The sequence below is a fragment of the Pseudomonas chaetocerotis genome (genome assembly GCF_015712105.2).
Taxonomy (GTDB): domain Bacteria; phylum Pseudomonadota; class Gammaproteobacteria; order Pseudomonadales; family Pseudomonadaceae; genus Aquipseudomonas; species Aquipseudomonas chaetocerotis.
The window spans coordinates 153,168-174,282 of sequence record NZ_JACFYX020000002.1 but is presented as its reverse complement, the minus strand read 5'-3'; the positions used below and the strand labels follow the sequence as shown (position 1 = coordinate 174,282).

Genomic DNA, 21,115 nt, shown 5'->3' with positions numbered 1-21,115 from the left:
AACGAATATGCATCTTCTACGCACCCAGCCCGGCGCTCAATTGCCGGCCGACAGCATCGCCGATCTTGGCCAGACGCCTGCCGAGCTGGTAATCCTGTGCACGGGTGATTCGCATCTCTCCCTGCTGGCCGAAGCCGCCCGGCAACTGCCGGACGACTACCCCAGCCTGCGCCTGGCCAGCCCGGCGCAGCTGAGCAACAACGCCTCGGTGGACTACTACGTCGAGCAGGTGCTGCAGCACGCCAGGGTCATCCTGATCTCGGTGCATGGCGGGGTCAGCTACTGGCGCTATGGCGTCGAGCGCCTGGTGGAACTGGGGGCGCGTGGCGCCAAGGTGATCATGGTGCCCGGCGACGACAAGCCGGACCCGGAGCTGAATGCACTCGGCAACGTCGGGGAAGAAGACAGCCAGCGTCTCTGGCAGTACCTGCGCCAGGGCGGGCTGGATAACGCCCGCCAGTTGTTCCGCTGCATCGGCAGCCGCTGGCTGGGCCGAGCTGACAGCTGGCAGGAGCCGCAGCCGCTGCCGCGTGTTGGTCTCTATCACCCGCAGCACAGCCCCGCTCAGTTGGCTGACTGGCACGCGCAATGGCAACCCGACGCACCGTTGGTGGCGCTGCTGTTCTACCGTAACCATGTGCAGTCAGCGAACACCGCCTTCGTCGATGCCTTCTGCGAGCACCTCGTCGCTCAGGGACTCAACCCGCTGCCAATCGCCGTGGCCAGCCTCAAGGAGTCGGCCTGCCTGGATCAGGTACAGGCCTGGCTGGACGAGATGAGCGCTGCGCTGATCATCAACACCACCGGCTTCGCTCTATCCAACCCCGAGGCGCCGCAGGCACGGGTGTTCCGTCGCGATATCCCGGTGCTGCAGGCCATCTGCTCGCTGGACAACCAGGCGCAATGGCAGGCCAGCGCCCAGGGCCTGGGCTCGCGCGACCTGGCCATGCACGTGGTGCTGCCCGAGCTGGATGGCCGGCTGATCGGCACCGCCATCAGCTTCAAGGGCCTGGCCTGGCACAGTGAGCGTAGCCAGAGTGACGTGGTGTGCTACCAGGCACACGAGTCGGGTATGGCTTTCATCGCCGAACTGGCTAACAACTGGTGTCAGTTGGCGCTAAAAGCTAACGATCAGAAGCGAGTTGGTCTGATCCTGGCCAACTACCCGACCCGCGATGGCCGCATTGGCAACGGCGTGGGTCTGGATACGCCCGCTGCCGCGCTGAACATCCTCCGCGCGCTTCAGGCACAGGGCTATCCGGTGGATAACTTGCCGGGTAGTGGTACCGAACTTGTCCACAGCCTGCTCGGCGGCGTCACCAACGAACTCGATGACCTGGATTCGCGGCCCTGCGCGCAAAGCCTGGCGCTGGACGACTACCTGAGGTTTTTCCACAGACTGCCTGAGCAGAATCAGCAGGCAGTACGCGAGCGCTGGGGCGAGCCGCAGGCCGACCCGATGTTCCGCAGCGGACGGATGATGGTCGCCGGCCTGCGCTTCGGCCTGACCTTCGTCGGTATCCAGCCGGCGCGCGGCTATCAGCTCGACCCGGCGGCGGTCTATCACGACCCCGATCTGGTGCCGCCGCATGGTTACATCGCCTTCTACGCCTGGCTGCGTAAGGCGTTCGCCGCCGATGCGCTGATCCACGTCGGCAAGCATGGCAACCTGGAGTGGCTGCCGGGCAAGAGCGTCGGCCTGTCCGAGAACTGCTGGCCGCAGGCGCTGATCGGCCCGCTGCCCAACGTCTATCCCTTTATCGTCAACGACCCGGGCGAGGGCGCGCAGGCCAAGCGCCGCACTCAGGCGGTGATCATCGACCACCTGATGCCGCCGCTGACCCGTGCCGAGAGTTACGGCCCGCTGCGCGATCTGGAGCGTCTGGCGGACGAGTATTACGACGCCAGCCAGCTCGACCAGCGCCGCGCGGTGGAGCTGCGTGGCGAGATCCTGACCAAGGTGCGCGAGGCCAGCCTCGACCGCGAGCTGGGCCTGCAACTCAACGATGACGGCGACAGCTGGCTGCCACAGCTCGACGCTTACCTGTGCGACCTCAAGGAATCGCAGATACGCGACGGCCTGCATGTGTTCGGCGAGTCGCCTTCTGGCCAGTTACGCCGTGACACCCTGCTGGCGCTGCTACGCATCCCCCGTGGCGATGGCCAGGGCGCCAATGCCAGCTTGCTGCGCGCGCTGGCGCGTGGCCTGGAGCTGGGCCTCGACCCGCTGGATTGCGACATGGGCCTGCCCTGGGAGGGACTGCGTCCACAGACATTGCAGTCTGTGGATAACAGCCTGTGGCGCAGCGTCGGCGACACCCGCGAGCGCCTGGAGCTGCTGGCGCTGAGGTTGATCGAGCAGCGCCTGGCCGGCGAGTGCATTGGAGATTTCGGCGCCGAGGTGGCGCTGATCCTCGACGGGCTGACCGAGCATATCGCGCCTTTGCTGGATGCCTGCGGCGATGCCGAAATGGGTGGCCTGCTCGCCGCGCTGGCAGGGCGTTTCGTGCCCGCCGGGCCGAGCGGCGCACCGAGCCGTGGGCGCGTCGACGTGCTGCCTACCGGGCGCAACTTCTTCACCGTCGACGTGCGCCACCTGCCCACGCCCACCGCCTGGCGCCTCGGCGTGCAGGCGGCTGACCGCCTGCTGGAGCGCCATCTGCAGGACGAAGGCGACCACCTGCGCCAGCTCGGCCTGTCGGTGTGGGGCACGGCGACCATGCGTACCGGCGGCGACGATATCGCCCAGGCGCTGGCACTGATGGGCGTGCGCCCGGTGTGGCAGCCAGGCAGCCAGCGCGTCGAACGCTTCGAGGTCTTGCCGCTGGAGCAACTCGGTCGGCCCCGGGTGGACGTTACCCTGCGCGTCTCTGGCTTCTTCCGCGATGCCTTCAGCAACCTGATTCGCCTGTTCGACGACGCCGTGCAAGCGGTGATCGACCTGGATGAACCGGAAGACATGAATCCACTGTCGGCACGGGTCTGGCGCGAGTCGCTGGCGCTCAAGGACAGCGGCCTGGATGACGGCGAAGCGCGGCGTCAGGCTGGCTGGCGGGTGTTCGGCGCCAAACCGGGCGCCTATGGCGCCGGGGTGCAGAACGCCATCGAGGAACGCCTGTGGCAGAGTCGCGCCGACCTGGCCGAGGTCTACCTCAACTGGGGCGGCTACGCCTACGGCAGCGGCGCGGAGGGCGCACCGGCACGGCAGCGCTTCATCGAACGGCTGGAGCAGATGCAGGCGGTGCTGCACAACCAGGACAACCGCGAGCACGACATCCTCGATTCCAACGACTACTACCAGTTCCAGGGCGGCATGCTGGCGGCGGTGGAGACCCTGCGTGGGCTCAAGGTGGCCAGCTACTTCGGTGACAACAGCCAGCCGGATACGCCGCGCATCCGCACCTTGAAAGAGGAACTGAATCGCGTGGTGCGTGCCCGCGCCGCCAACCCCAAGTGGATCGAGGGCATGAAGCGCCACGGCTACAAGGGCGCCTTCGAGCTGGCCGCGACCATCGACTACCTGTTCGCCTTCGACGCCACCAGCGAGCTGGTCGATGATCACCAGTACGCGCTGCTGACCGATGCCTACCTGCTCGATAGGGATACCCGCGACTTTATCCAGCAGCACAACCCAGGCGCGCTCAACGATATTCTCGAGCGCCTGCTGGAGGCCCAGCAGCGCGGCCTTTGGGAGAATCCCGGCGAGTACCGCGAAGCGCTGGAGAATCTGTTGCTCGATAGTGAGGAGTCATGAAGCGACGCGTTTCCGTAGGGTGGGTTAGCCGCCTGGCGCGGTTGCCAGCCAACTCACTGAAGCGGGTGCGGCGTAACCCACCATTGGCGCAACGCGTTACATCGCCCGGTGGGTTACGCGGCGCGCCGAGGTTTTCTGCAGATATAAGACCGGCGTTCTGCGGCGCTAACCCACCCTACGGGGGCATGCAGCCCGTAGCCCGGATGCAATCCGGGAAATGCGCGACCAAAGGCCCCGGATTGCATCCGGGCTACGTACATATCCACGGATCACGTCCATGACCGAACATCATTTCCCCCTCGCCGCCGTGGTCGGTGCCGATTCGCTGAAGCTGGCGCTGTGCCTGGCGGCCATCGACCCGGCCATTGGCGGCGTGCTGATCGAAGGCCCGCGTGGCATGGCCAAATCGACCCTGGCCCGGGGCCTGGCCGATCTGCTTGACGGTGGGCGCTTCGTCACCCTGCCGCTGGGGGCGAGCGAGGAACGCATCGTTGGCACCCTGGATCTGGATGCGGCCCTCGGCGAGGGCCGCGCGCAGTTTTCCCCAGGCCTGCTGGCCCGTGCCGATGGCGGCGTGTTGTATGTGGATGAGGTCAACCTGCTGCCCGATCATCTGGTCGATCTGCTGCTCGATGCCGCCGCCAGTGGCATCAACCACGTCGAGCGCGACGGCATCTCCCATCGCCACGCCGCGCGCTTCGTGCTGATCGGCACCATGAACGTCGAAGAGGGCGAGTTGCGCCCGCAACTGCTCGACCGCTTCGGCCTTAACCTGGCGCTGGATGGCCAGCCGCAGCCGGCTGAGCGTGCCGAGATCGTGCGCCGTCGCCTGGCGTTCGATGCTGATCCCGTCACGTTCCTGCAACGCTGGCAGGATGAGCAGAACGCCCTGGGCGAACGTTGCCGCAATGCCCGCCAGCGCCTGGCCGATATCCCGCTGGATGACGCGGCGCTGGGCGAGATCAGCCAACGCTGCTTCGCTGCTGGTGTCGATGGCTTGCGTGCCGATCTGGTCTGGCTGCGCGCTGCCCGTGCTCATGCGGCCTGGCGTGGCGCGGCGGCTATCGAGCCTGTGGATATCGACGCGGTGGAAGATTTCGTTCTGCGCCATCGCCGTCGCCAGTCGCAACCGCCTGCTGCCAAGCCGTCCGAGCAGAGCCCGGCACCGCAGCAGGCGCAGGAACAAAGCCAAGGCGAAGGCCAGTGGGGCGAACTGCTGGCGCAGCCGCAGGCCATGGGTGAGCGGCGGGTGCCGCCGCGCTGGCCAAAAAAGCCCTGAGCATCCGCCCGCGCACAGCCACTGGCGCGGATGCCCGTAACCGGCCCGGACGACTCGGCGGCGGCCATCGCGGCGCTGCCCGCAGCGGCTCGCAAGGTCGTATCGACTGGGCGGCCACTCTGCGGAAGGGCCGACCGCAACGCCGCGAACAGTTGGTACTGCGCCCGCGCAGCCAGCAGGCTGAGGAACTCTGGCTGGTGCTGGTCGATGCCTCCGCCTCGACCCGGCGCCATGGCGCCCTGAGCCGGGCCAAGGGCGTGCTCGCCGAAGTGTTCGACAGCGCCTATCGCCAGCGTGCGCGCCTGGCCGTGCTGCAGGCTGGTGGCCGCGAAGCTCGGTGGCTGTGGCAGGGACGCAAGGCCAGCGCCGAGCTGCATCGCTGGTTGCACGAGTTGGGCGCAGGAGGCGGTACGCCGCTGCTCGACGCGCTGAATCAGGCCGGCGACTGGCTGCTGCGCCGCCAGCGCGCGAAACCGCACGAGCGCCAGCGCCTGCTGATCCTCACCGATGGCCGCCTGCGCGACTGGCCAACGCTCGCGCCGCTGCCGTGTCCGACCCTGCTGCTCGACACCGAACGCGCGCCCATCCGCCTGGGCCGCGCCCGCCAGCTGGCGCAGGCGCTGCAGGCCGAGTACCAACATATCGATGATTTACTGCCTGTAGGAGCTGCGGGGGCACCTGGCCTCGCGGGTGATGATCGCCGGCAAGCCGGCTCCTACGGGTTGTCCGTTACCTGGAGAACCCCATGAAAACCCTGCTGCTGGTCGGCATCGGCGCCGGCGACCCGGACTACATCACCTTCCAGGCGATCAAGGCGCTGCGTCGCAGCGACGTGATCTTCCTGATGGACAAGGGCGCGGCCAAGCACAAGCTCAACGCCCTGCGTCGGGAGATCTGCGCACGCTTTCTCGATGGCCGCACGCCGCGTTTCGCCGAAGGCCAGCAGCCGGAACGTGAACGCGATGCCGCCGACTACCGCGCCAGCGTCGATGAACTCAACCGTGACAAGCAGGCGGTGTTCGAGCAACTGATCGACGAGCAGATGGCCGATGGCGAGACGGCAGCCTTCATGGTCTGGGGCGACCCCTCGCTGTACGACAGCAGTATCCGCATCATCGAGGCCATCGCCGCGCGCCGAAGTGATTTCACCTACGACGTCATACCTGGCATCACCAGCCTGCAGGCGCTGACCGCGCGCCACCGCATCCCGCTCAACAGCATCGGCCGCGCCGTGGAAATCACCACCGGCCGCCTGCTCGCCGAGGGCTGGCCGCAGGGCGTGGACAGCGTGGCGGTGATGCTCGACGCCAAGGACAGCTACCGCCGCTTCGTTGGCCACGGCCTGCATATCTACTGGGGCGCCTACGTCGGCACCACCGATGAAATCCTCATCGCCGGGCCGCTGGATGAGGTGGCTGAACGCATTGCCATGACCCGCGCCGAGGCGCGCGAGCGCAATGGCTGGATCATGGACAGTTATCTGCTGCGTAAGGACGGTATGGCGTAGGGCCGAGGGCTGAAGCGGTGGACAAGAAGAGCGTTGCTCACCCTATGCCTGTTGTGCGTAGGGTGGATGTCGCTGTTTACATCCACCAGGCGGGCTCACAACCAACTCCAGGAAACCCCCGTATACACCCCAAACCCTTCCCCGGGCGTGGAGCGCGCCATATCCGCGCCCTTGTCGTCATAGCCCGGCGTCACGGTGGCGGCATAGCGTTTGTCGGTCAGGTTGCGCAGGTCGAGCCAGGCTTGCCAGTCGTCCTTCGGTGAGGCGTAGCCGAGGGTGGCGCCAAAGGTGGCGTAGGCATCGGCGTAGTAGGAGTTGGCATAGTCCACCGCCACTTTCGAGGCGTACTGGGTGTTCAGCCCGGCGTAGAAGCCGCTCGGGTGGTCGTAGCGCAGTTCGGCCTGGAAGTAGTGGCGTGGCAGGCCGGGCAGGCGGTTGTCGCCGAAGGCATCGTCGCCTTCGTAGTGGAAGTCGCTGAAGGTGTAGGCCTGGCGCAGGCTCAGGGCGCCAGCGGCGCCACCTTGCCACAGCGGGCTGGTCAGGCCGGCTTCGATGCCCTGGTGCACGGTGGGGCTGGCGTTGGATTCGGCGAAGACGTTGGGCTCGATCTCGACGGTGAGCAGTTCATGGCGTACCTGCGAGTAGTAGTAGGTCAGCTCCCACTGGCCCAGTGCGGAATCACCACGCCCGCCGACCTCGAAGGTGGTGGCGGTCTGGTTGTCCAGGCTGATGGCAGCACGCTGGCGCGCGGCATAGGGCTGCGTGGTGGTGCTGGAGAAGCGCAGCGGCGAGCCCCAGAGCATCGACCAGGCATGTGGCGGTTCTACCGAGCGGCTGATATTGCCGAATAGCTGCACATCGGGATTGAGCTGGTAGCGCAGGCCGATACGTGGCGCGTAGTCCCAGGTGCTTTCGTCGAGCTTGTCGCCGTTGGCTGGCCAGGTCACCTGCACGTCGCGGCGGGTATGGATCAGCGCCAGGCCGCTGGTCAACCACAGGTCGGGGGTCAGCTCCAGCTCGTTGCCGATATGCAGCACGTTGTCTGAGCCCAGGTGCTCGTAGTCGCGCATCAGGGTGCCGGCCGGATAGGGTGTGCCGTTGACGTTGATCGGCAACGCTGCGGTCTCTTTCGCTTTGCTGCTCGGCAGGTTGGTGGTGCTGCGCCAGCCGATGGTGGTGCTGCTGTTGAGCCCGAACAGGGTATGCCGGCGCGTGTAATTCAGGCTACCGCTGACGTCGCTGTAGTCCACGCGGATACGGTAGGCGCCGCCGCGGTAGGCGGTCTCGGTGATATCCATGGGATAGTGGTGATAGGCCAGGCCAGCGACCAGGGTGGCGTCGTCGTCGATGCGCCAGGTGGTCTTGTTGGCCAGCCAGGTGCTGCCGGGTTGGTCGCGATGGGCGTCGATGCTGCGGTTGGCCGCAGCGGCCTGGCGCGGGTCGTCCTTGAGTTGCGCTTTGCTCAGGCGGCCCGGCGTTTCATGCTCGGTTTCGCGGTAACGCAGGTAGAAGCGCGTCTCCAGATTCTCGTTGAGCCTGTAGCCGAAGTTGCCGGCGACGCCTTTGCCCTTGCCCGATGAGTGATCCTGATAGCCATCGGTGTGGCTGTCGGTGAGGGCGAGGTAATAGTCGAAATCGCCCAGCACCTGACCGGAGGCGATGTTGCGTTTCTGGTAGCCACGGCTGCCGGTTTCATAGCGCAGCTGCAGCTTGGGCGCGGTGTAGCCGGTGTGGGTGATGTAGTCGATGGCGCCGCCCAGGGCCAGCGAGCCGCGGTCGAAGCCATTGGCGCCACGCAACACTTCAGCGCGACTTATCCACAGGGGTTCCAGCAGTTCGTAGGGTGTGCCGCCGGGGCCGGTCAGCGGCAGGCCGTCGAGCAGGATATGGGTGCCGGAGGCATGCGAGCCGGGGCCACGGTTGATGCCCGAGCCGCGCACGCTGATCTTCACGCCCTCGTTGCCCGGCGACTGCGCGTAGACGCCCGGCTGGTAGGCCAGCACGTCGGCGACGCCGGCCACGCGGCCCTGCTCGACCTTGTCCATGTCCACCAGGTTGGTGGCGCCGGGGACCTGTTTCAGCGCTTCCTGCGCGGCCTCGATTTCGCTCAGCGGTGCGCCACTGATTTGCATGGCGTCCAGTTGCACGGGCTGCTGAGCCAGGGCGATTGGCGCTGCCAGGCAGTTGAAGGTCAGCAGGGCCAGGCGGGCCGGTCGAGCGTACAGCGGCTGGGGCAACATGCGAAGGTTCCATTGAGCGGGCTACGAGTCTGTCTGATGGATGACGCAGGCGATTCGTCACCACCGTCCGCCACCCTACGGAATCCTTCGCTCAGATGCCTGACGTAGTGCCAGCCGTTTCACTTGGCGGAGAAAAACGCGGCGACCTGTGACTGCACCACAGCGCGCGCCTCCAGCAATGCCTGTTCTCCTCTGGCCGTGCCCTCGACGCAGAAGAAGTGGATATCCTTGAGCCCCACCGTGCCCAGCGCCACCTGCAGGTAGGGGCGCAGGAAGTCAGGCTGGCGTGCCTGTTCTCCGCTGATCAGCCCGCCCGAAGCCACTGCCACGTAAACCGGACGATCACGCAACAGGCCGACTTTACCCTGTGGCGTGCCGTTGAATGTCATGCGGATTCGCACCACGTGATCGACCCAGGTCTTGAGTGTCGAGGGGACGGTGTAGTTGTGCATGGGGGTGGCGATCAGCAGCACATCTGCTTCGTCGAGCTGGCGGATCAGCTCGGCGGAGCGGCGCAGGGCGCTGCCGGGCTCTGTCTGGTCACTGTCAGAGGGAGAGGCCAGAGCCATGGCATAGTCCCGGTCGACATGTTGCAGATCGTTGAGGTCGACGTCCTGCACCTCCAGTGAGTGCTGGCCCCCGAGGCCGTCGAGCACCAGGTGAGACAGACGCAGGCTTTCTGATTCAGCGCCACGCGGGCTGCTGATCAGGCGCAGCACACGGATAGTCGCAGGCATGGGCGTAACCTCTCTGAGATCGGGCTTCAGGCCAGGTCAGCCTTGTCCAGGCCGAACTGCTTGTCGGCGGAGCCCGGCACATTACGGAAGGCCACGCTCAGGCGATTCCAACCATTGATGGCGACCACCAGGAAGCTCAGGTCCGACAGTTCCTGCTCGGAGAACTGCTCGCGCACGCTGGCGTAGATGGCATCGGACACACCATGCGGCGACAGCTGGGTCAGGGCTTCCGTCCACTCCAGCGCGGCGCGCTCCTGCGCGGAGAACAGCGGCGATTCGCGCCAGACGGCGACATGGTGCAGGCGCAGCTCGCGCTCGCCATGGATCTTCGCTTCCTTCACGTGCATGTCGACGCAGAAGGCGCAGCCATTGATCTGCGAGGCACGCAGCATGACCAGATGAGCCAGCGGCGCGAGGAACGGGCTGCGGGTCAGCAGCGTGGAGAACTCGGCGTACTTGCCGGAGGCCTTGGGGGAGAGTGCAAAGTAGTCGAGGCGCTGGCTCATGGTTTTGATCCCTATGCGAGTTGAGAAGAAACCGATGCCCCTCTGCAACTGGCAGAACCACTGCGGCCCGGTGAGGACGAATGTACGCAGCAGTGGTCTAGCCACATAGATCCATTTTCGTGGATTTTTACTGGTCCACTTTCTCGGCGTTTGACATATCGCGACCTCAGCCCTGGGGAAACTGCGCCGGATCCGAAAAGCAGGCGCGCAGGTGCTCGAACACCAGGCGTACACGCGGTGGCACGGGACCTTGCTGTGGGCGGTAGATGAACAACTGCCAGGGATCGGGCGCCTGCTCCGTCAGCACCGCCTGCAGGTGGCCGCTCTGCAGGTAGGGCTGCGCCAGGTAGGCGGGCAACTGGCCGTAGGCCAGGCCGGCGAGCACGGCCTCCAGCTCGGCTTCGGGGTCGTCACACACCAGCGCGGGCGTGGGCGGATGCAGGCTGGGGCCATGGGCGAATGTCCATGGCCAGGGACGACCATTCTTGCGGTCGATCAGCACCGACAGCGGCCGTTGCTGCAACTCGTCGAGGTCACGCGGCGCGCCGCTGGCAGCGATCAGTTCCGGTGTGGCCACCACCTGCAGGGGCACGGGTGCCAGGGCGCGGGCGACATAGCGGCTGTCACGCAGGAAGCCGACGCGGATGCCGATGTCGATCTGCGCGTCCACCGCGTCGGTGATCTCGTCCTCCAGGCGCAGGTTCATTACCAGCTGTGGGTGCTGCTTGAGCAAGGGCTGCAGGAACGCCACCAGAAAGCGCTTGCCGATGGCCTGCGGCGCGGTGATGCCGATGCGCCCGGCAATGGCCGATTCGGCATCGGCGCGGTGGCCGCGAAACAGCGCGTCGAAATCCTCCAGCATCTGCCGGGCACGCACCGCATAGGCCTCGCCGAAAGCGGTGATATGCACCTGGCGGGTGTTGCGGTGAAAGAGAATCTCGCCGAGCTCCTCCTCCAGCGCCTTGATCGCGCGAGTCACCGCCTGCGGGGAAACCCCCAGACGAGTGGCCGCCTCGCGGAAGTTGCTGCAGTCGGCCGCGCTGCAGAAGATGCGGATCATCTCCATGCGGTTGAGCATGTCGGGGTGCCTATGTGTTCCAGAATATGGAATAGCCTAATCCAAACTCTTCCATTCATTGAAACTGAAATCACCTCTAACGTGAGCCCATGTCCGGCGTATGGCACGGACACTCCAACGAATCGAGAGAGGGCTTACCCATGAGCAACAACATTTCCGGCAAGGTCGTGGTCATCACCGGCGCCAGCAGCGGCCTGGGCGAAGCCACCGCGCGTCACCTCAGCCAACTGGGCGCCAAGGTGGTGCTGGCGGCGCGGCGCAAGGAGCGTCTCGAGCAGCTTGTCAGTGAGCTGGTCGCCGGTGGCGGCGAGGCCGTGGCCTACCAGACCGACGTGACCCGCGCCGATGAGGTGAAAGCGCTGATCCAGGGCGCACTGGACACCTTCGGTCGCGTCGATGTGCTGGTCAACAACGCCGGGCTGATGGCCATCGCGCCGCTGAGCGACGTGCGCGTCGAGGAGTGGGAGCGCATGATCGACATCAACATCAAGGGCGTGCTGTACGGCATCGCTGCTGCACTGCCGGTGTTCCAGCAGCAGAACGCCGGGCACTTCATCAACATCGCTTCGGTGGCCGGGATCAAGGTGTTCAGCCCGGGCGGTACCGTCTACAGCGGCACCAAGTTCGCTGTGCGCGCCATCTCCGAAGGCCTGCGTCACGAGGTCGGCGGCAGTATCCGCACCACCACCATCGAGCCGGGCGCGGTGGATTCGGAGCTGAAGTTCGGCAGCGCCCACCCGCAGAGCCGCGACTTCGTCGTCGACTTCTACAAGCAGGCGATTGCGGCTGAGTCGGTGGCGCGCGCCATCGCCTACGCCATCGAACAGCCGGCCGACGTCGACATCAACGAGATCGTCCTGCGTCCGACCGTGCAGGAGTTCTGATCCACAGCCGCTGCGGCAGGCGCTTGCGATGCGGGCCTTCACGGGCCAGCATGCGAGCGCCTTTTTTTGTTTCGAGGAGTCTGCATGAGCGTGCCTATCCGTCCCGTCGACCTGGCCAAGGCCTACCGTCTGCTCAACCACGGCCCCACCGTGCTGGTGTCGGCTCGTCATCAGGCTGTGGATAACGTCATGGCGGCTGCCTGGTGCTGCGCCCTGGATTTCGACCCGCCGAAGCTCACCCTGGTGCTGGACAAGGCCACCCGCACCCGCGCGCTCATCGAGGGCAGCGGCCTGTTCGCCATCCAGGTGCCGACGGTGGCGCAGCTACAACTGACCCAGGCGGTGGGCAACGCCAGCCTGGCCGACGATCCGGCGAAGCTGGCCCATGCCGGCGTCGAGTTGTTCACGATGGAAGGCCACGACCTGCCGCTGGTGGCGGGCTGCTCGGCCTGGCTGGTCTGCCGGTTGCTCGATGAGCCGCACAATCAGCAGGCCTACGACCTGTTCATCGGCGAGGTGATCGCGGCCTGGGCGGACGAGCGCGTGTTCCGCGACGGTCGCTGGCATTTCGAAACGGCCGACCCGAGCCTGCGCAGTCTGCATCACGTGGCGGGCGGTCATTACTACGCGATTGGCGAGGCGCTCAAGGCCTGAAGTGACAGGGCCCATGATGAGGATCATGGGCCTTGGAGAGGGCGTTTCAGCGATAAGTGTCTTCGATGATCCGCCGAGCATCGGCATCCGCCTGCTCAAACGACAGCTCCGTATTCTGCAGGAGCGCCACCAGTTGCGGGTTTTGCAGGATGTCGGCACCCGGTTCGAGCATCTGGGCACGGCGCGACAGCACCATGTACAGGGTGACCTGCTCGCGCGTCTCTACGTAGGGCAGTTCCAGCGCGGTGAACATGGCCTGGCGGATGAAGTCGCGACGCTGCTCCGTCTCCATGCCCTGCAGAACCTCGGGATCGTTGAGGTGGATGGTCGCCGAATAGCGGCCTATATCCTCTTCGCGCGCTTCTGCGTACATGGCTTCCTTGCTGATGACCCGTTTCTGGAGGCTCTCATAGAGCTTGTCGCTGGAATCGAGTTGCTTGGCATCCATCTTCTGACGCAGCTGCTCTTGCTGTTCGGCGTGGTCGTCGCCGACGATGCGTGACCAGGCCAGGCTGGAGGCCAAGTCCTCGTCCGCCTCGTAGCGATAGGCAAGAGCGCTTTGCGATTCACCATAGCCGTGCAGAGCCGAGCGCTCCAGCCAGCGCTTGGCACGCTCCGGGTCCCGCTCCACGCCTTTGCTACCGATCTGGTAGATGCGCCACATGCCGTACTCTGCGCACCAATCGTTCTGGCTCGCGGCATAGGCGATGTAGTTGAAGGATTCCTGATCCCTCTCGGCCTGGGATTTTTCCTGGTCTCTGTCGGCAATCAGCGACAGGTAGCAGAAGGCCCGGTTGTGTTCGGGAGCGGCGAAAATCAGGCAGCTTTTGGCGTTTGCCGTGTCGTTGGCGTTGAACAGCTGCATGCCCAAGCCATAGAGAATGTCGCTGTCCATTTGCGCTGTGCAGTACGAATTTGCCTGCGCAGGGGGCAGCACGGTCTTCAGCGTCAACTTGGGCAGGGTGGCGTTGAGATCCGCAGTCGTGTCGTGCTGCTCGGGCGTGCTGGCACAGCCGAGCATCAGAGCGGAGAAAACTACTGGCAGGCAGTGAAAGTGCCGCATATTGATCGTCCTTAATCGCTGGTTGGATATGCCCGGACGCTGGTCGTCCGGTGCATCGGTAGGGCGGCATTCTATCGGTCAGCGTCATCCTGGCAAGGTTGCGTCCTCAGGCTGTGAGGCAGGTAACACTCGCAACCGTCCTTCCTTGTATCAGCGCGCCAACGGCAACGCCACGCCGATCAACACGAAGAGCACGCCGCAACTGCGGTTGAAGGCACGGCCGCCGCGCTGTAGCCATGGGCGTACGCGAATCGCCAGCAGCGCCAGTAGCAGCTCGACGAGAAACTCGACCACGGCGAAGGTCGCTGCCATCACCACGAACTGCACGGCCAGGCCGCGCTGCGGGTCGACGAACTGCGGCAGGAAGGCGCCGTAGAACAGGATCACCTTGGGGTTCGACAACGCCGACAGCAGGCCCTGGCGAAACAGCCGGCTGGCGCTGGGGCGGGCGCCGCTATCGGCCAGCGTCAGGTTCATCGGCGGCGAGCGCCACAGCTGCACGCCCAGCCAGATCAGGTAGGCGCCGCCGATCCACTTCAGCGCCAGTAGCGCGTTGGGCGCGGCCTTGAGCAGGGCACCGAGGCCGAACATGGCCAGGGCGATCAGCGTGCTGAAGCCGACCACACCGCCGAGGATGGTGGCCAGCGCCATGCGTGCGCCATACAGCCCGCCGTGGGTCAGCGCCAGCAGGCTGTTGGGGCCGGGCGTCAGCGCCAGGCCGAGGGTGGCGACGAAGTAGACGAGCCAGAGTTCGAGGGCCATGCGGGTCTCCTGTGAGTGCGCGGCCAGTCTAGTCGGCGGTAGGGGCAAGAATGAGGTAGATTCTGGTCATCTAACGGTTGGTTATGGACTGAGCATGACCGAAAAACCCGATCTGCGTTTTCTCCTGCTGCCGTTGCCGGAGTTCGCCCTGCTGCCGTTCGGTGGTTTTCTCGACAAGTTGCGCTTCAGCGCCGACGACGAGGACTACAGCCGCCAGCGCTACTGCGCCTGGACGATCCTCGGCCTGCAGCCGGGACACGTGCTGTCCAGCAGCGGTGCAGCGCTGCGCATCGAGGCTACGCCGGATGAGCTGAAGCTGGCCGACTACGACTACCTGGTATTGTTCGGCGGGCGCAACGCGCAGGCCACCGCCGCGCTGGCACCGGCTTACCAGCCATTGCTGCGTTGTGCGGCGCGCGCCGGAGTGAAGCTGGTAGCGATCGACAACGCCAGCTTTCTGCTCGCCACCTGCGGCCTGCTCGACGGCCATCGGGTGGCGGTGCACTGGCGCCATGAGGCGGAATTCCGTGCCAGCTTCCCGCACCTGCGTCTGGCTCATGAGCGCCTGTATTGCTTCGATGGCGCGCGGATCTCCTGCGCGGGAGGCACGGCGGCCATCGACCTGGCAGTGGAGCTGCTGGCCCAGGGCAGCGGCCGGGCGCGTGCGCTCAAGGGCCTGGCCGACATGCTGGTGGACGAGACACGCAGCGGTCAGCACGCGCTGCGTTCGCTGCACACGACGTCGAGCGGTGAGCGCCATGTCGACCGCGCCATCGCCCTGATGCGTCACGGCCTGGCCAGTGCCGACGGCATCGAGCAGCTGGCGGCCAGCGTCGGCATCAGTCGTCGTCAGCTCGACCGTCTGTTTCACGCCAGCCAGGGCATGAGTGCGCGCGAGTACTGGAACGAGCTGCGCCTTCAGCACGTGCGCTGGCGCCTGCTCAATTCCAGCCACAGCCTGGCGCAACTCGCCGACGAGATTGGCGTCAGCGATGCCAGCCACCTGGGCAAGCTGTTCCGCCAGCGTTTCGGTCTGGCGCCCGGCACCTTCCGCCGTCAGGGCGGCGCAAAATCCTCCAACTTGTAGGTGCCGCGTTCTCGCGGCGAATGTCAGGGCAACGCCGCTATGGCGCGATTTTCCGGGCAGCTATCTCAGTGGTCTTGAAGCTTTGTGCAGAGGTTGCGGTAGGCGCCCGGGGTGAGACCGTTGGCGCGGCGGAACCAGCGGCCCAGGTGGCTCTGGTCGGCAAAACCCAGGTCGCTGGCGACATCCGCTGGCGCCGTGCCCAGGGCCAGCAGGCGGCGGGCGCGCACCAGGCGCAGCTGGATCAGGTAGCCGTGTGGGGCGATGCCGAAGGCAGCCTTGAACGCGCGGCTCAGGCGAAAGCGGTCGACGCCGCAGACGTGCGCCAGTTCGTCGAGGCCGATGTTCTCGTGAAAGTGCGCATGCAGGTACTCGCGTGCGCGCAGGGCCACGCTGGCGATCTGCGGGTTGCCCGGCAGGCGCTGGCGCCAGTGCAGGCTGCGCGAGATCCGCTCCAGCAGCGCATCCAGTGCGGCGTCGCGCACCATGCGCGGCTCGTCGTCACTCAGCGCCTGCAGGGCATTGGCGATGCACGGCAGCAGGCCGGGGTCGTCCGGCTGGGTGAGTGGTACGCCGGGCAGGCAATCGCTGGGCGCCTGCTCGAACAGCGCCGGCAGCGCGCGCTCCAGCCAGGCTGGCTCGAGATAGAGGGTGGAGTAGGTGAAGCCGCCTGGTGTCGGTGCATGGCCGTCGTGGATGTCGCCGGGCTCGAGGAAGAAGGTTTGTCCCGGCACGCTGCTGAACAGCGCTCGGCGGCAGTGAAACTGCTGCACGCCCTGTTCGGTGAAGCCGATCAGGTAGCTGTCGTGCCAGTGCGGATCGTAGGCGTGGCCCTCGAAATGCGCGCGGATCACCTCAATACCGGTATCGGCATCCTGCTTGAGGTCGACCCATGACTGCGCGTTCATCGCCTGCTGCCCGTTTGTGCTGTGAACGTCAGAGCTTAGCGCGTTCGGCGAGCAGGACTAGAAGGTTTGTGCAGGCGCCTTTCGTAGGCGCTGGCTTGCCGGCGATCAAGGTGTTCGACGGTGCTGGATCGCCCGCAAGCGGGCTCCTACAGATCGGGATACCAGCGCGGCGTGTAGACCCACTCGCCGCCATCTGCGCGGGGGAAACGGCGAGTCTGGCTGGAACCGATGATCACCAGGGTGCGCATGTCGACCATCTCCGGGGTCAGCTCGCCGAGGGTGAGGCTGCGCAGCGCTTCGGCGGGCCGGCCGATATCGCGACCGAGCACCACCAGGGTCTGCGGTTCGCGGTGCTGGCGCAGCAGCTCCAGGGCGCGGCCGAGCTGCCAGGGGCGGGCCCTGGAGATCGGGTTGTAGAAGGCCATGGCCAGGTCGGCGATGGCGGCGTGCTGCAGGCGTTTTTCGATCACTGCCCAGGGTTTGAGGTTGTCGGAAAGCGAGATCAGGCAGAAGTCATGACCCAGCGGCGCGCCGGCCTTGGCGGCGGTGGCCAGGGCGGCGGAGACGCCCGGCAACACTTCCAGTTCAACGCCCTGCCAGGCGTCGCTTTGCGGGCTTTCCAGCGCTTCCATCACGGCGGCGGCCATGGCGAAAACGCCGGGGTCACCCGAGGAAATCATCACCACCCGGCGGCCATTGGCGGCCAACTCGAAGGCGTGGGCGGCGCGTTGCAGCTCCTCGCGGTTGTCACTGGGGTGTGCGCACTGATCCGCGCGCAGCGGGCCAGCCATCTTCACGTAGGTGTCGTAACCGAGGAGGTCTTCGGCCTCGTCGAGGGCGCGGCGCACGGCGGGGGTCATGTGTTCGGCGGCGCCGGGGCCGAGGCCAACCACGCTGAGGCGTCCACGGCGCTGGCCGAGGCGCTCGATATCCAGCGGCTGCTCGTCCAGCAGCAGGCGTAGGCCGTCACCAATATGATGTTCGGCTGGCAGCGCGGATGTGCTGTGGATAAAGCGCAGCGGCAGTTTCAGCTCCTGTGCCGTCGCGTGTAGTTCGGCGTTGGCCATCCAGCCTTTGTCCGCGAGCAGAACGGCCAGCGCTGGCGGCGCCAGCTTGGCGGCGGCCAGCGCCTGCTGCAGGCGGACGAGCAGGTCGGCACCGGGGCGTTCGATCAGCGCAGCGGCGCAGCGCGGGTGGATCAGCAACTCGTCCGGTTGCGCGGGGCGCGCTTCTGCGGTGATGTGGATAACCCGACAGGCGGCTTTATCCACAGGTAGTTGCGCGGCCTCCAGCCAGGGCGCCTGGCCTTCGATGCGGACCGTCTCGCCGCCGAGCAGGTCGCTGACGAAGCGCTTGCCCTGCTGCAGGTCGGCCAGTGAATAGCCGGCTGGCGGCTCCAGCAGGCAGGTGCCGAAGCGCAGTTCGCCGCTGGTGGTGATGGCCGGCGTCACGCCCAGGTGCGAGGCGATCTCGCGGGCCAGGCGATTGACCCCGGCCAGGCCACCGAGCAGCGGCACCACTGCACTGCCGTCTTCGGCCAGGGCCAGCACCGGCGGTTCGGTGCCCTTTTCCGCGAGCAGCGGGGCGAGGCTGCGGATCACGATGCCGGCGGCACACAGCGCCACAAGCGGCTCGCCTGCACGGTACAGGGCGCGCAGGGTGTCGCCGAAATCGTCGTAGTGGCGCTCGGCGCCGTCGGCGCGCCCGCGCAGGCCATGGATCACGGCCTGTGGATAAAGCGCCTGGAGGCGGTGTGCAGTGGCCAGCGCTCTGGCGCCGAGGATGACGATGTTCATGCTGCAAATCCTGTAGCCCGGATGCAATCCGGGGAATGGGTGTCCCGGATTGCATCCGGGCTACGTTCAAGCAAATTGCGGTAGGGCGCAGGATGGATGACGCTTCACCCATCCACCGCCGCGATGGTGGATGAAAAAAGCGTCATCCACTCTACGGTTTCACCCCCGCCATTTCTGGCCAGGCACCAGGATCATCGAGAAATACGGCGAATCCATCGGCTCCACCTCGTCCAGCGCGACGATCTTCTGGCTGGCCATGGTTGCGCGCTCGACATAGTGGGCGCGGTGGTCCAGGCCGAGCTTGCGCAGCACCCGGCGCACCTTGTCGAAGTTGCGCCCGAGCTTCATCACCACGGCGGCTTCGGCGTCGCGCAGGCGCTGTTCCAGCTCGTCCTCCGGGAGCACGCCGGACAGCACGCTCAAGCTCTGGTTGCGATACACCAGCGGCGTGCCGAGTACCGAGGCGCAGCCGAGCATGGAGCACACGCCGGGCACCACCTCCACCTCATACCGGCCGGCCAGGCGGTCGTGCAGGTACATGTAGGAACCGTAGAAGAACGGGTCGCCCTCGCAGATCACCGCCACGTCCTGGCCGGCGTCCAGCAGGCGGGCGATCTGCTCGGCGCAGGTGTCGTAGAAATCGGCGATCACATCCTCGTAGGACAGCGGCGGGGCCAGCTTCTCGGTGGTCACCGGGTAGACCAGCGGCAGGCGCTGCTGGGCGGCGTCCAGATGCGCTTCGATGATGCCGAAAGCATTCCCGCCATGGCCGGCGTTGTGCTTGGCCTTGGCCACGAAGTAGGCCACCACGGGTGCGCTTTTCAGCAGGCGCAGGGCCTTGAGGGTAAGCAGCTCGGGGTCGCCGGGACCGACACCGAGGCCGAGCAGACGACCGGCCATCACTCCACCTCCGAGGCGAGGGCGTTGACCGCTGCTACCGCCATGGCGCTGCCGCCACGACGACCACGGACGATCACGTAAGGCACGCCACGGCTGTCTTCGGCCAGGGCATCCTTGGATTCCGCGGCGCCGATGAAGCCCACCGGCATGCCGATGATCAGCGCCGGTTTCGGCGCGCCGGCGTCGAGCATTTCCAGCAGGTAGAACAGCGCGGTGGGCGCGTTTCCGATCACCACCACGCTGCCGCCCAGGTGTTCGCGCCAGTGCTCCAGGGCCACCGCCGAGCGGGTATTGCCGACTTCGCGGGCCAGCTCCGGCACGCCGGCATCGTGCAGGGTGCAGATCACCGGGTTGTTGGCCGGCAGGCGTGGGCGGGTAATGCCTTCCGCGACCATGCGTGCATCGCAGAGAATCGGCGCGCCAGCCAGCAGGGCCGCACGGCCGGCAGCGCCAGCACCGGGGGAGAAGCGCAGGTCTTGCACCACATCGACCATGCCGCAGGCGTGGATCACGCGCACGGCCAGTTTTTCCAGGTCGGCGGGAATGCCATCGAGGTTGGCTTCGGCGCGGATGGTGGCGAAGGAGCGGCGGTAGATTTCCTGGCCGTCGCGGATGTAATCAAGCATCGGGTGTTCCTGCGGAGTGTTGGCGGGCGAACCAGGCGCCAGCCTCGTCGATGGTCATGGCGGGCACCAGCAGACGGCCGAAACCGGGCGCCTCGGGCGTGCGTTGATAGAGCTGGTAGTGGTCGGGCGTGCTGGCCAGCAGGGTGTAGGGCTGCACGCGGGCGCTGGCGCAACTGCGCGGGCAGGCGCTGAGGTGCACCTGTGGTCGCGCGCCGCTTTCGCGCAGCAGGTCGGCCAGGTGCAGGGCATGGTGCTTGCTGTCGGCCAGGCCGCGTGCGCAGGCGGCCGAGCCGGTACAGGCGACCAGACCAAGCAGCGGCTCGTCGACGTGGGTCAGCAGGCCCAGTTCGCCCAGTGCTGCCAGCAGTTCACGGCTGGCGGGTTCGGGCACATTGCCCAGCAGTACGCCTTGCCAGGGTGTCAGGCGCAGCTCGCCGTCGCCGTGGCGCTCGCTCAGCTCGGCCAGCGCCAGCAGTTGTTCGGCGTGCAGTCGACCGAGCCGAGCACCGGCCAACACCATGTGCAGGCCATTCTGCGCCTGTGGATAAATCCCTGCCGGCGTGTGTTTGATCGTTGCGGCAGGCTGCCACGCCGGTGGGGCCTGCAGGGTGAAATCCAGACGTGCCTGCAGGCGTTGCAGCAATTCGTCGGCAGGGATCTGCGTCAGCAACTGGCGCATGCGTGATTGCTCGGGAGTCGCCAGTTCGAGAAACAGCAACAGGAGTTCGCGCACCAGCGTGACCGCCTGGGTCGCCTCGATTCGCGCCAATGGCGTGTCGAGGGGGCAGCCGGCCAGGCCCAGCAACAGGTGCCGTTCATTCTCGGCGGCCAGCCACAGGTCGTGGGGGTGTGCGCGCATGGCCAGGGCTTCGCCGCCGTCCAGTTGCAGCGCGAACTTGGGCGACAGGGCATGCAGCGCTGGAGTGTCCTGCAGCAGGTCGAGCAACTGGTTGGCCAGCGGGCGCACGTCCACTCGCGCCTGCGGATCGAAGCCGGCAGCAGGGCTGAGCAGCAGGTTGCGCACATCGTCAGCGGCGGCCACGCGCGGGCCGAGTCCGGCGCTCAGCAGTGCATCGATCAGTGCACCTTCCCGGCCGGGGAGCACGCCACGAATCTGCAGGTTGCTGCGGTTGGTCAGCTCCAGCACGCCGCTGGCATGTAGCCGCGCAGCTTCGGCAATCGCCCGCGCCTGGGCACTGTTCAGCACGCCGCCGGGCAGCTTGATGCGGCAGATGCCGCCATCGAGCGCAGGTACGATGCGCAGCAGACCGGGGCAGGCAGAGGCCCGGGGCAGGATTGATTCGACAGTGATGGAGCGGTCGCGCACAGGGTTCACC

At 66.4% G+C, this 21,115-nt stretch carries 18 protein-coding genes; 7 read left to right on the top strand and 11 right to left on the bottom strand.

Annotated elements, in window-relative coordinates; all coding sequences use genetic code 11:
- Window positions 1–7: 7 nt before the first annotated feature.
- The 4 genes from cobN to cobF all read left to right on the top strand — a co-directional run bounded on the left by cobN (window position 8) and on the right by cobF (window position 6,540).
- Window positions 8–3,754 (top strand): cobaltochelatase subunit CobN, encoded by a 3,747-nt coding sequence (gene cobN / locus H3221_RS04765; RefSeq protein ID WP_196474386.1) that lies wholly within the window; start codon window positions 8–10, stop codon window positions 3,752–3,754.
- A 277-nt stretch (window positions 3,755–4,031) separates the two neighbouring features.
- Window positions 4,032–5,033: an ATP-binding protein gene (locus H3221_RS04760; RefSeq protein ID WP_196474387.1), complete on the top strand. Its 1,002-nt coding sequence runs from the start codon at window positions 4,032–4,034 to the stop codon at window positions 5,031–5,033.
- Window positions 5,015–5,782, top strand: coding sequence for a vWA domain-containing protein (locus tag H3221_RS04755; RefSeq protein ID WP_224490514.1), 768 nt, complete (start codon window positions 5,015–5,017; stop codon window positions 5,780–5,782). The genes H3221_RS04760 and H3221_RS04755 overlap by 19 nt, the downstream gene beginning before the upstream one ends.
- Entirely contained in the window at window positions 5,779–6,540 is a 762-nt protein-coding gene (gene cobF / locus H3221_RS04750) for a precorrin-6A synthase (deacetylating) (RefSeq protein ID WP_196474388.1), read from the top strand. The genes H3221_RS04755 and cobF overlap by 4 nt, the downstream gene beginning before the upstream one ends.
- 95 nt (window positions 6,541–6,635) lie before the next feature.
- On the opposite strand, the gene H3221_RS04745 is transcribed toward cobF, so the two are convergent.
- The 4 genes from H3221_RS04745 to H3221_RS04730 all read right to left on the bottom strand — a co-directional run bounded on the left by H3221_RS04745 (window position 6,636) and on the right by H3221_RS04730 (window position 11,101).
- The gene (locus H3221_RS04745; protein WP_196474389.1) at window positions 6,636–8,780 is read right to left on the bottom strand and encodes a TonB-dependent receptor family protein; all 2,145 of its coding nucleotides are present in this window, start codon (window positions 8,778–8,780) and stop codon (window positions 6,636–6,638) included.
- 119 nt (window positions 8,781–8,899) lie between these two features.
- Window positions 8,900–9,517: an FMN-dependent NADH-azoreductase gene (locus tag H3221_RS04740; RefSeq protein WP_196474390.1), complete on the bottom strand. Its 618-nt coding sequence runs from the start codon at window positions 9,515–9,517 to the stop codon at window positions 8,900–8,902.
- A gap of 26 nt (window positions 9,518–9,543) precedes the next feature.
- Window positions 9,544–10,023 carry a carboxymuconolactone decarboxylase family protein gene (locus H3221_RS04735; protein WP_045733537.1) on the bottom strand — a complete coding sequence of 160 codons (480 nt, stop codon included), beginning with the start codon at window positions 10,021–10,023 and terminating at the stop codon, window positions 9,544–9,546.
- 166 nt (window positions 10,024–10,189) lie between these two features.
- The gene (locus H3221_RS04730; RefSeq protein ID WP_196474391.1) at window positions 10,190–11,101 is read right to left on the bottom strand and encodes a LysR family transcriptional regulator; all 912 of its coding nucleotides are present in this window, start codon (window positions 11,099–11,101) and stop codon (window positions 10,190–10,192) included.
- 140 nt (window positions 11,102–11,241) lie between these two features.
- Here H3221_RS04730 and H3221_RS04725 point away from each other — a divergent pair, with 140 nt between their 5' ends.
- Complete coding sequence (locus H3221_RS04725) at window positions 11,242–11,985, top strand: SDR family oxidoreductase (protein WP_196474392.1); 744 nt, start codon at window positions 11,242–11,244, stop codon at window positions 11,983–11,985.
- An 84-nt stretch (window positions 11,986–12,069) separates the two neighbouring features.
- Window positions 12,070–12,639 carry a flavin reductase family protein gene (locus H3221_RS04720; RefSeq protein WP_196474393.1) on the top strand — a complete coding sequence of 190 codons (570 nt, stop codon included), beginning with the start codon at window positions 12,070–12,072 and terminating at the stop codon, window positions 12,637–12,639.
- Between the two features lie 46 nt (window positions 12,640–12,685).
- Here the strand turns inward: H3221_RS04720 and H3221_RS04715 are convergent, their stop codons facing one another.
- Both H3221_RS04715 and H3221_RS04710 read right to left on the bottom strand, forming a co-directional pair.
- Complete coding sequence (locus tag H3221_RS04715) at window positions 12,686–13,702, bottom strand: SEL1-like repeat protein (RefSeq protein WP_196474394.1); 1,017 nt, start codon at window positions 13,700–13,702, stop codon at window positions 12,686–12,688.
- A 150-nt stretch (window positions 13,703–13,852) separates the two neighbouring features.
- On the bottom strand, window positions 13,853–14,464 hold the full coding sequence (locus H3221_RS04710; protein ID WP_196474395.1) for a LysE family translocator: 612 nt from the start codon (window positions 14,462–14,464) through the stop codon (window positions 13,853–13,855).
- Between the two features lie 94 nt (window positions 14,465–14,558).
- On the opposite strand from H3221_RS04710, the gene H3221_RS04705 reads away from it, so the two are divergent.
- Window positions 14,559–15,551, top strand: coding sequence for a GlxA family transcriptional regulator (locus H3221_RS04705; protein ID WP_196474396.1), 993 nt, complete (start codon window positions 14,559–14,561; stop codon window positions 15,549–15,551).
- Window positions 15,552–15,616: 65 nt separating this feature from the next.
- Here H3221_RS04705 and H3221_RS04700 read toward each other — a convergent pair whose 3' ends face one another.
- The 5 genes from H3221_RS04700 to cobG all read right to left on the bottom strand — a co-directional run bounded on the left by H3221_RS04700 (window position 15,617) and on the right by cobG (window position 21,105).
- Window positions 15,617–16,456 (bottom strand): AraC family transcriptional regulator, encoded by an 840-nt coding sequence (locus H3221_RS04700; protein ID WP_196474397.1) that lies wholly within the window; start codon window positions 16,454–16,456, stop codon window positions 15,617–15,619.
- A gap of 146 nt (window positions 16,457–16,602) precedes the next feature.
- On the bottom strand, window positions 16,603–18,252 hold the full coding sequence (gene cobJ / locus H3221_RS04695; RefSeq protein WP_224490497.1) for a precorrin-3B C(17)-methyltransferase: 1,650 nt from the start codon (window positions 18,250–18,252) through the stop codon (window positions 16,603–16,605).
- Window positions 18,253–18,411: 159 nt separating this feature from the next.
- Window positions 18,412–19,152: a precorrin-2 C(20)-methyltransferase gene (locus H3221_RS04690; RefSeq protein ID WP_196475558.1), complete on the bottom strand. Its 741-nt coding sequence runs from the start codon at window positions 19,150–19,152 to the stop codon at window positions 18,412–18,414.
- The gene (locus H3221_RS04685) at window positions 19,152–19,778 is read right to left on the bottom strand and encodes a precorrin-8X methylmutase (protein WP_196475559.1); all 627 of its coding nucleotides are present in this window, start codon (window positions 19,776–19,778) and stop codon (window positions 19,152–19,154) included. Before H3221_RS04685 ends, H3221_RS04690 begins: the two co-directional genes overlap by 1 nt.
- Complete coding sequence (gene cobG, locus H3221_RS04680) at window positions 19,771–21,105, bottom strand: precorrin-3B synthase (protein WP_224490495.1); 1,335 nt, start codon at window positions 21,103–21,105, stop codon at window positions 19,771–19,773. The genes H3221_RS04685 and cobG overlap by 8 nt, the downstream gene beginning before the upstream one ends.
- Window positions 21,106–21,115 lie beyond the last annotated feature (10 nt).

Bases quoted from the DNA above. Each gene is read 5' to 3' on its own strand.
- cobF (WP_196474388.1), top strand. From the start codon at position 5,779: ATGAAAACCCTGCTGCTGGTCGGCATCGGCGCCGGCGACCCGGACTAC.
- H3221_RS04705 (WP_196474396.1), top strand. From the start codon at position 14,559: ATGACCGAAAAACCCGATCTGCGTTTTCTCCTGCTGCCGTTGCCGGAG.
- H3221_RS04735 (WP_045733537.1), bottom strand. From the start codon at position 10,023: ATGAGCCAGCGCCTCGACTACTTTGCACTCTCCCCCAAGGCCTCCGGC.
- H3221_RS04740 (WP_196474390.1), bottom strand. From the start codon at position 9,517: ATGCCTGCGACTATCCGTGTGCTGCGCCTGATCAGCAGCCCGCGTGGC.
- H3221_RS04730 (WP_196474391.1), bottom strand. From the start codon at position 11,101: ATGCTCAACCGCATGGAGATGATCCGCATCTTCTGCAGCGCGGCCGAC.
- H3221_RS04690 (WP_196475558.1), bottom strand. From the start codon at position 19,152: ATGGCCGGTCGTCTGCTCGGCCTCGGTGTCGGTCCCGGCGACCCCGAG.
- H3221_RS04710 (WP_196474395.1), bottom strand. From the start codon at position 14,464: ATGGCCCTCGAACTCTGGCTCGTCTACTTCGTCGCCACCCTCGGCCTG.
- H3221_RS04700 (WP_196474397.1), bottom strand. From the start codon at position 16,456: ATGAACGCGCAGTCATGGGTCGACCTCAAGCAGGATGCCGATACCGGT.
- H3221_RS04720 (WP_196474393.1), top strand. From the start codon at position 12,070: ATGAGCGTGCCTATCCGTCCCGTCGACCTGGCCAAGGCCTACCGTCTG.
- H3221_RS04725 (WP_196474392.1), top strand. From the start codon at position 11,242: ATGAGCAACAACATTTCCGGCAAGGTCGTGGTCATCACCGGCGCCAGC.
- cobN (WP_196474386.1), top strand. From the start codon at position 8: ATGCATCTTCTACGCACCCAGCCCGGCGCTCAATTGCCGGCCGACAGC.
- cobJ (WP_224490497.1), bottom strand. From the start codon at position 18,252: ATGAACATCGTCATCCTCGGCGCCAGAGCGCTGGCCACTGCACACCGC.
- H3221_RS04715 (WP_196474394.1), bottom strand. From the start codon at position 13,702: ATGCGGCACTTTCACTGCCTGCCAGTAGTTTTCTCCGCTCTGATGCTC.
- H3221_RS04685 (WP_196475559.1), bottom strand. From the start codon at position 19,778: ATGCTTGATTACATCCGCGACGGCCAGGAAATCTACCGCCGCTCCTTC.
- H3221_RS04760 (WP_196474387.1), top strand. From the start codon at position 4,032: ATGACCGAACATCATTTCCCCCTCGCCGCCGTGGTCGGTGCCGATTCG.
- H3221_RS04745 (WP_196474389.1), bottom strand. From the start codon at position 8,780: ATGTTGCCCCAGCCGCTGTACGCTCGACCGGCCCGCCTGGCCCTGCTG.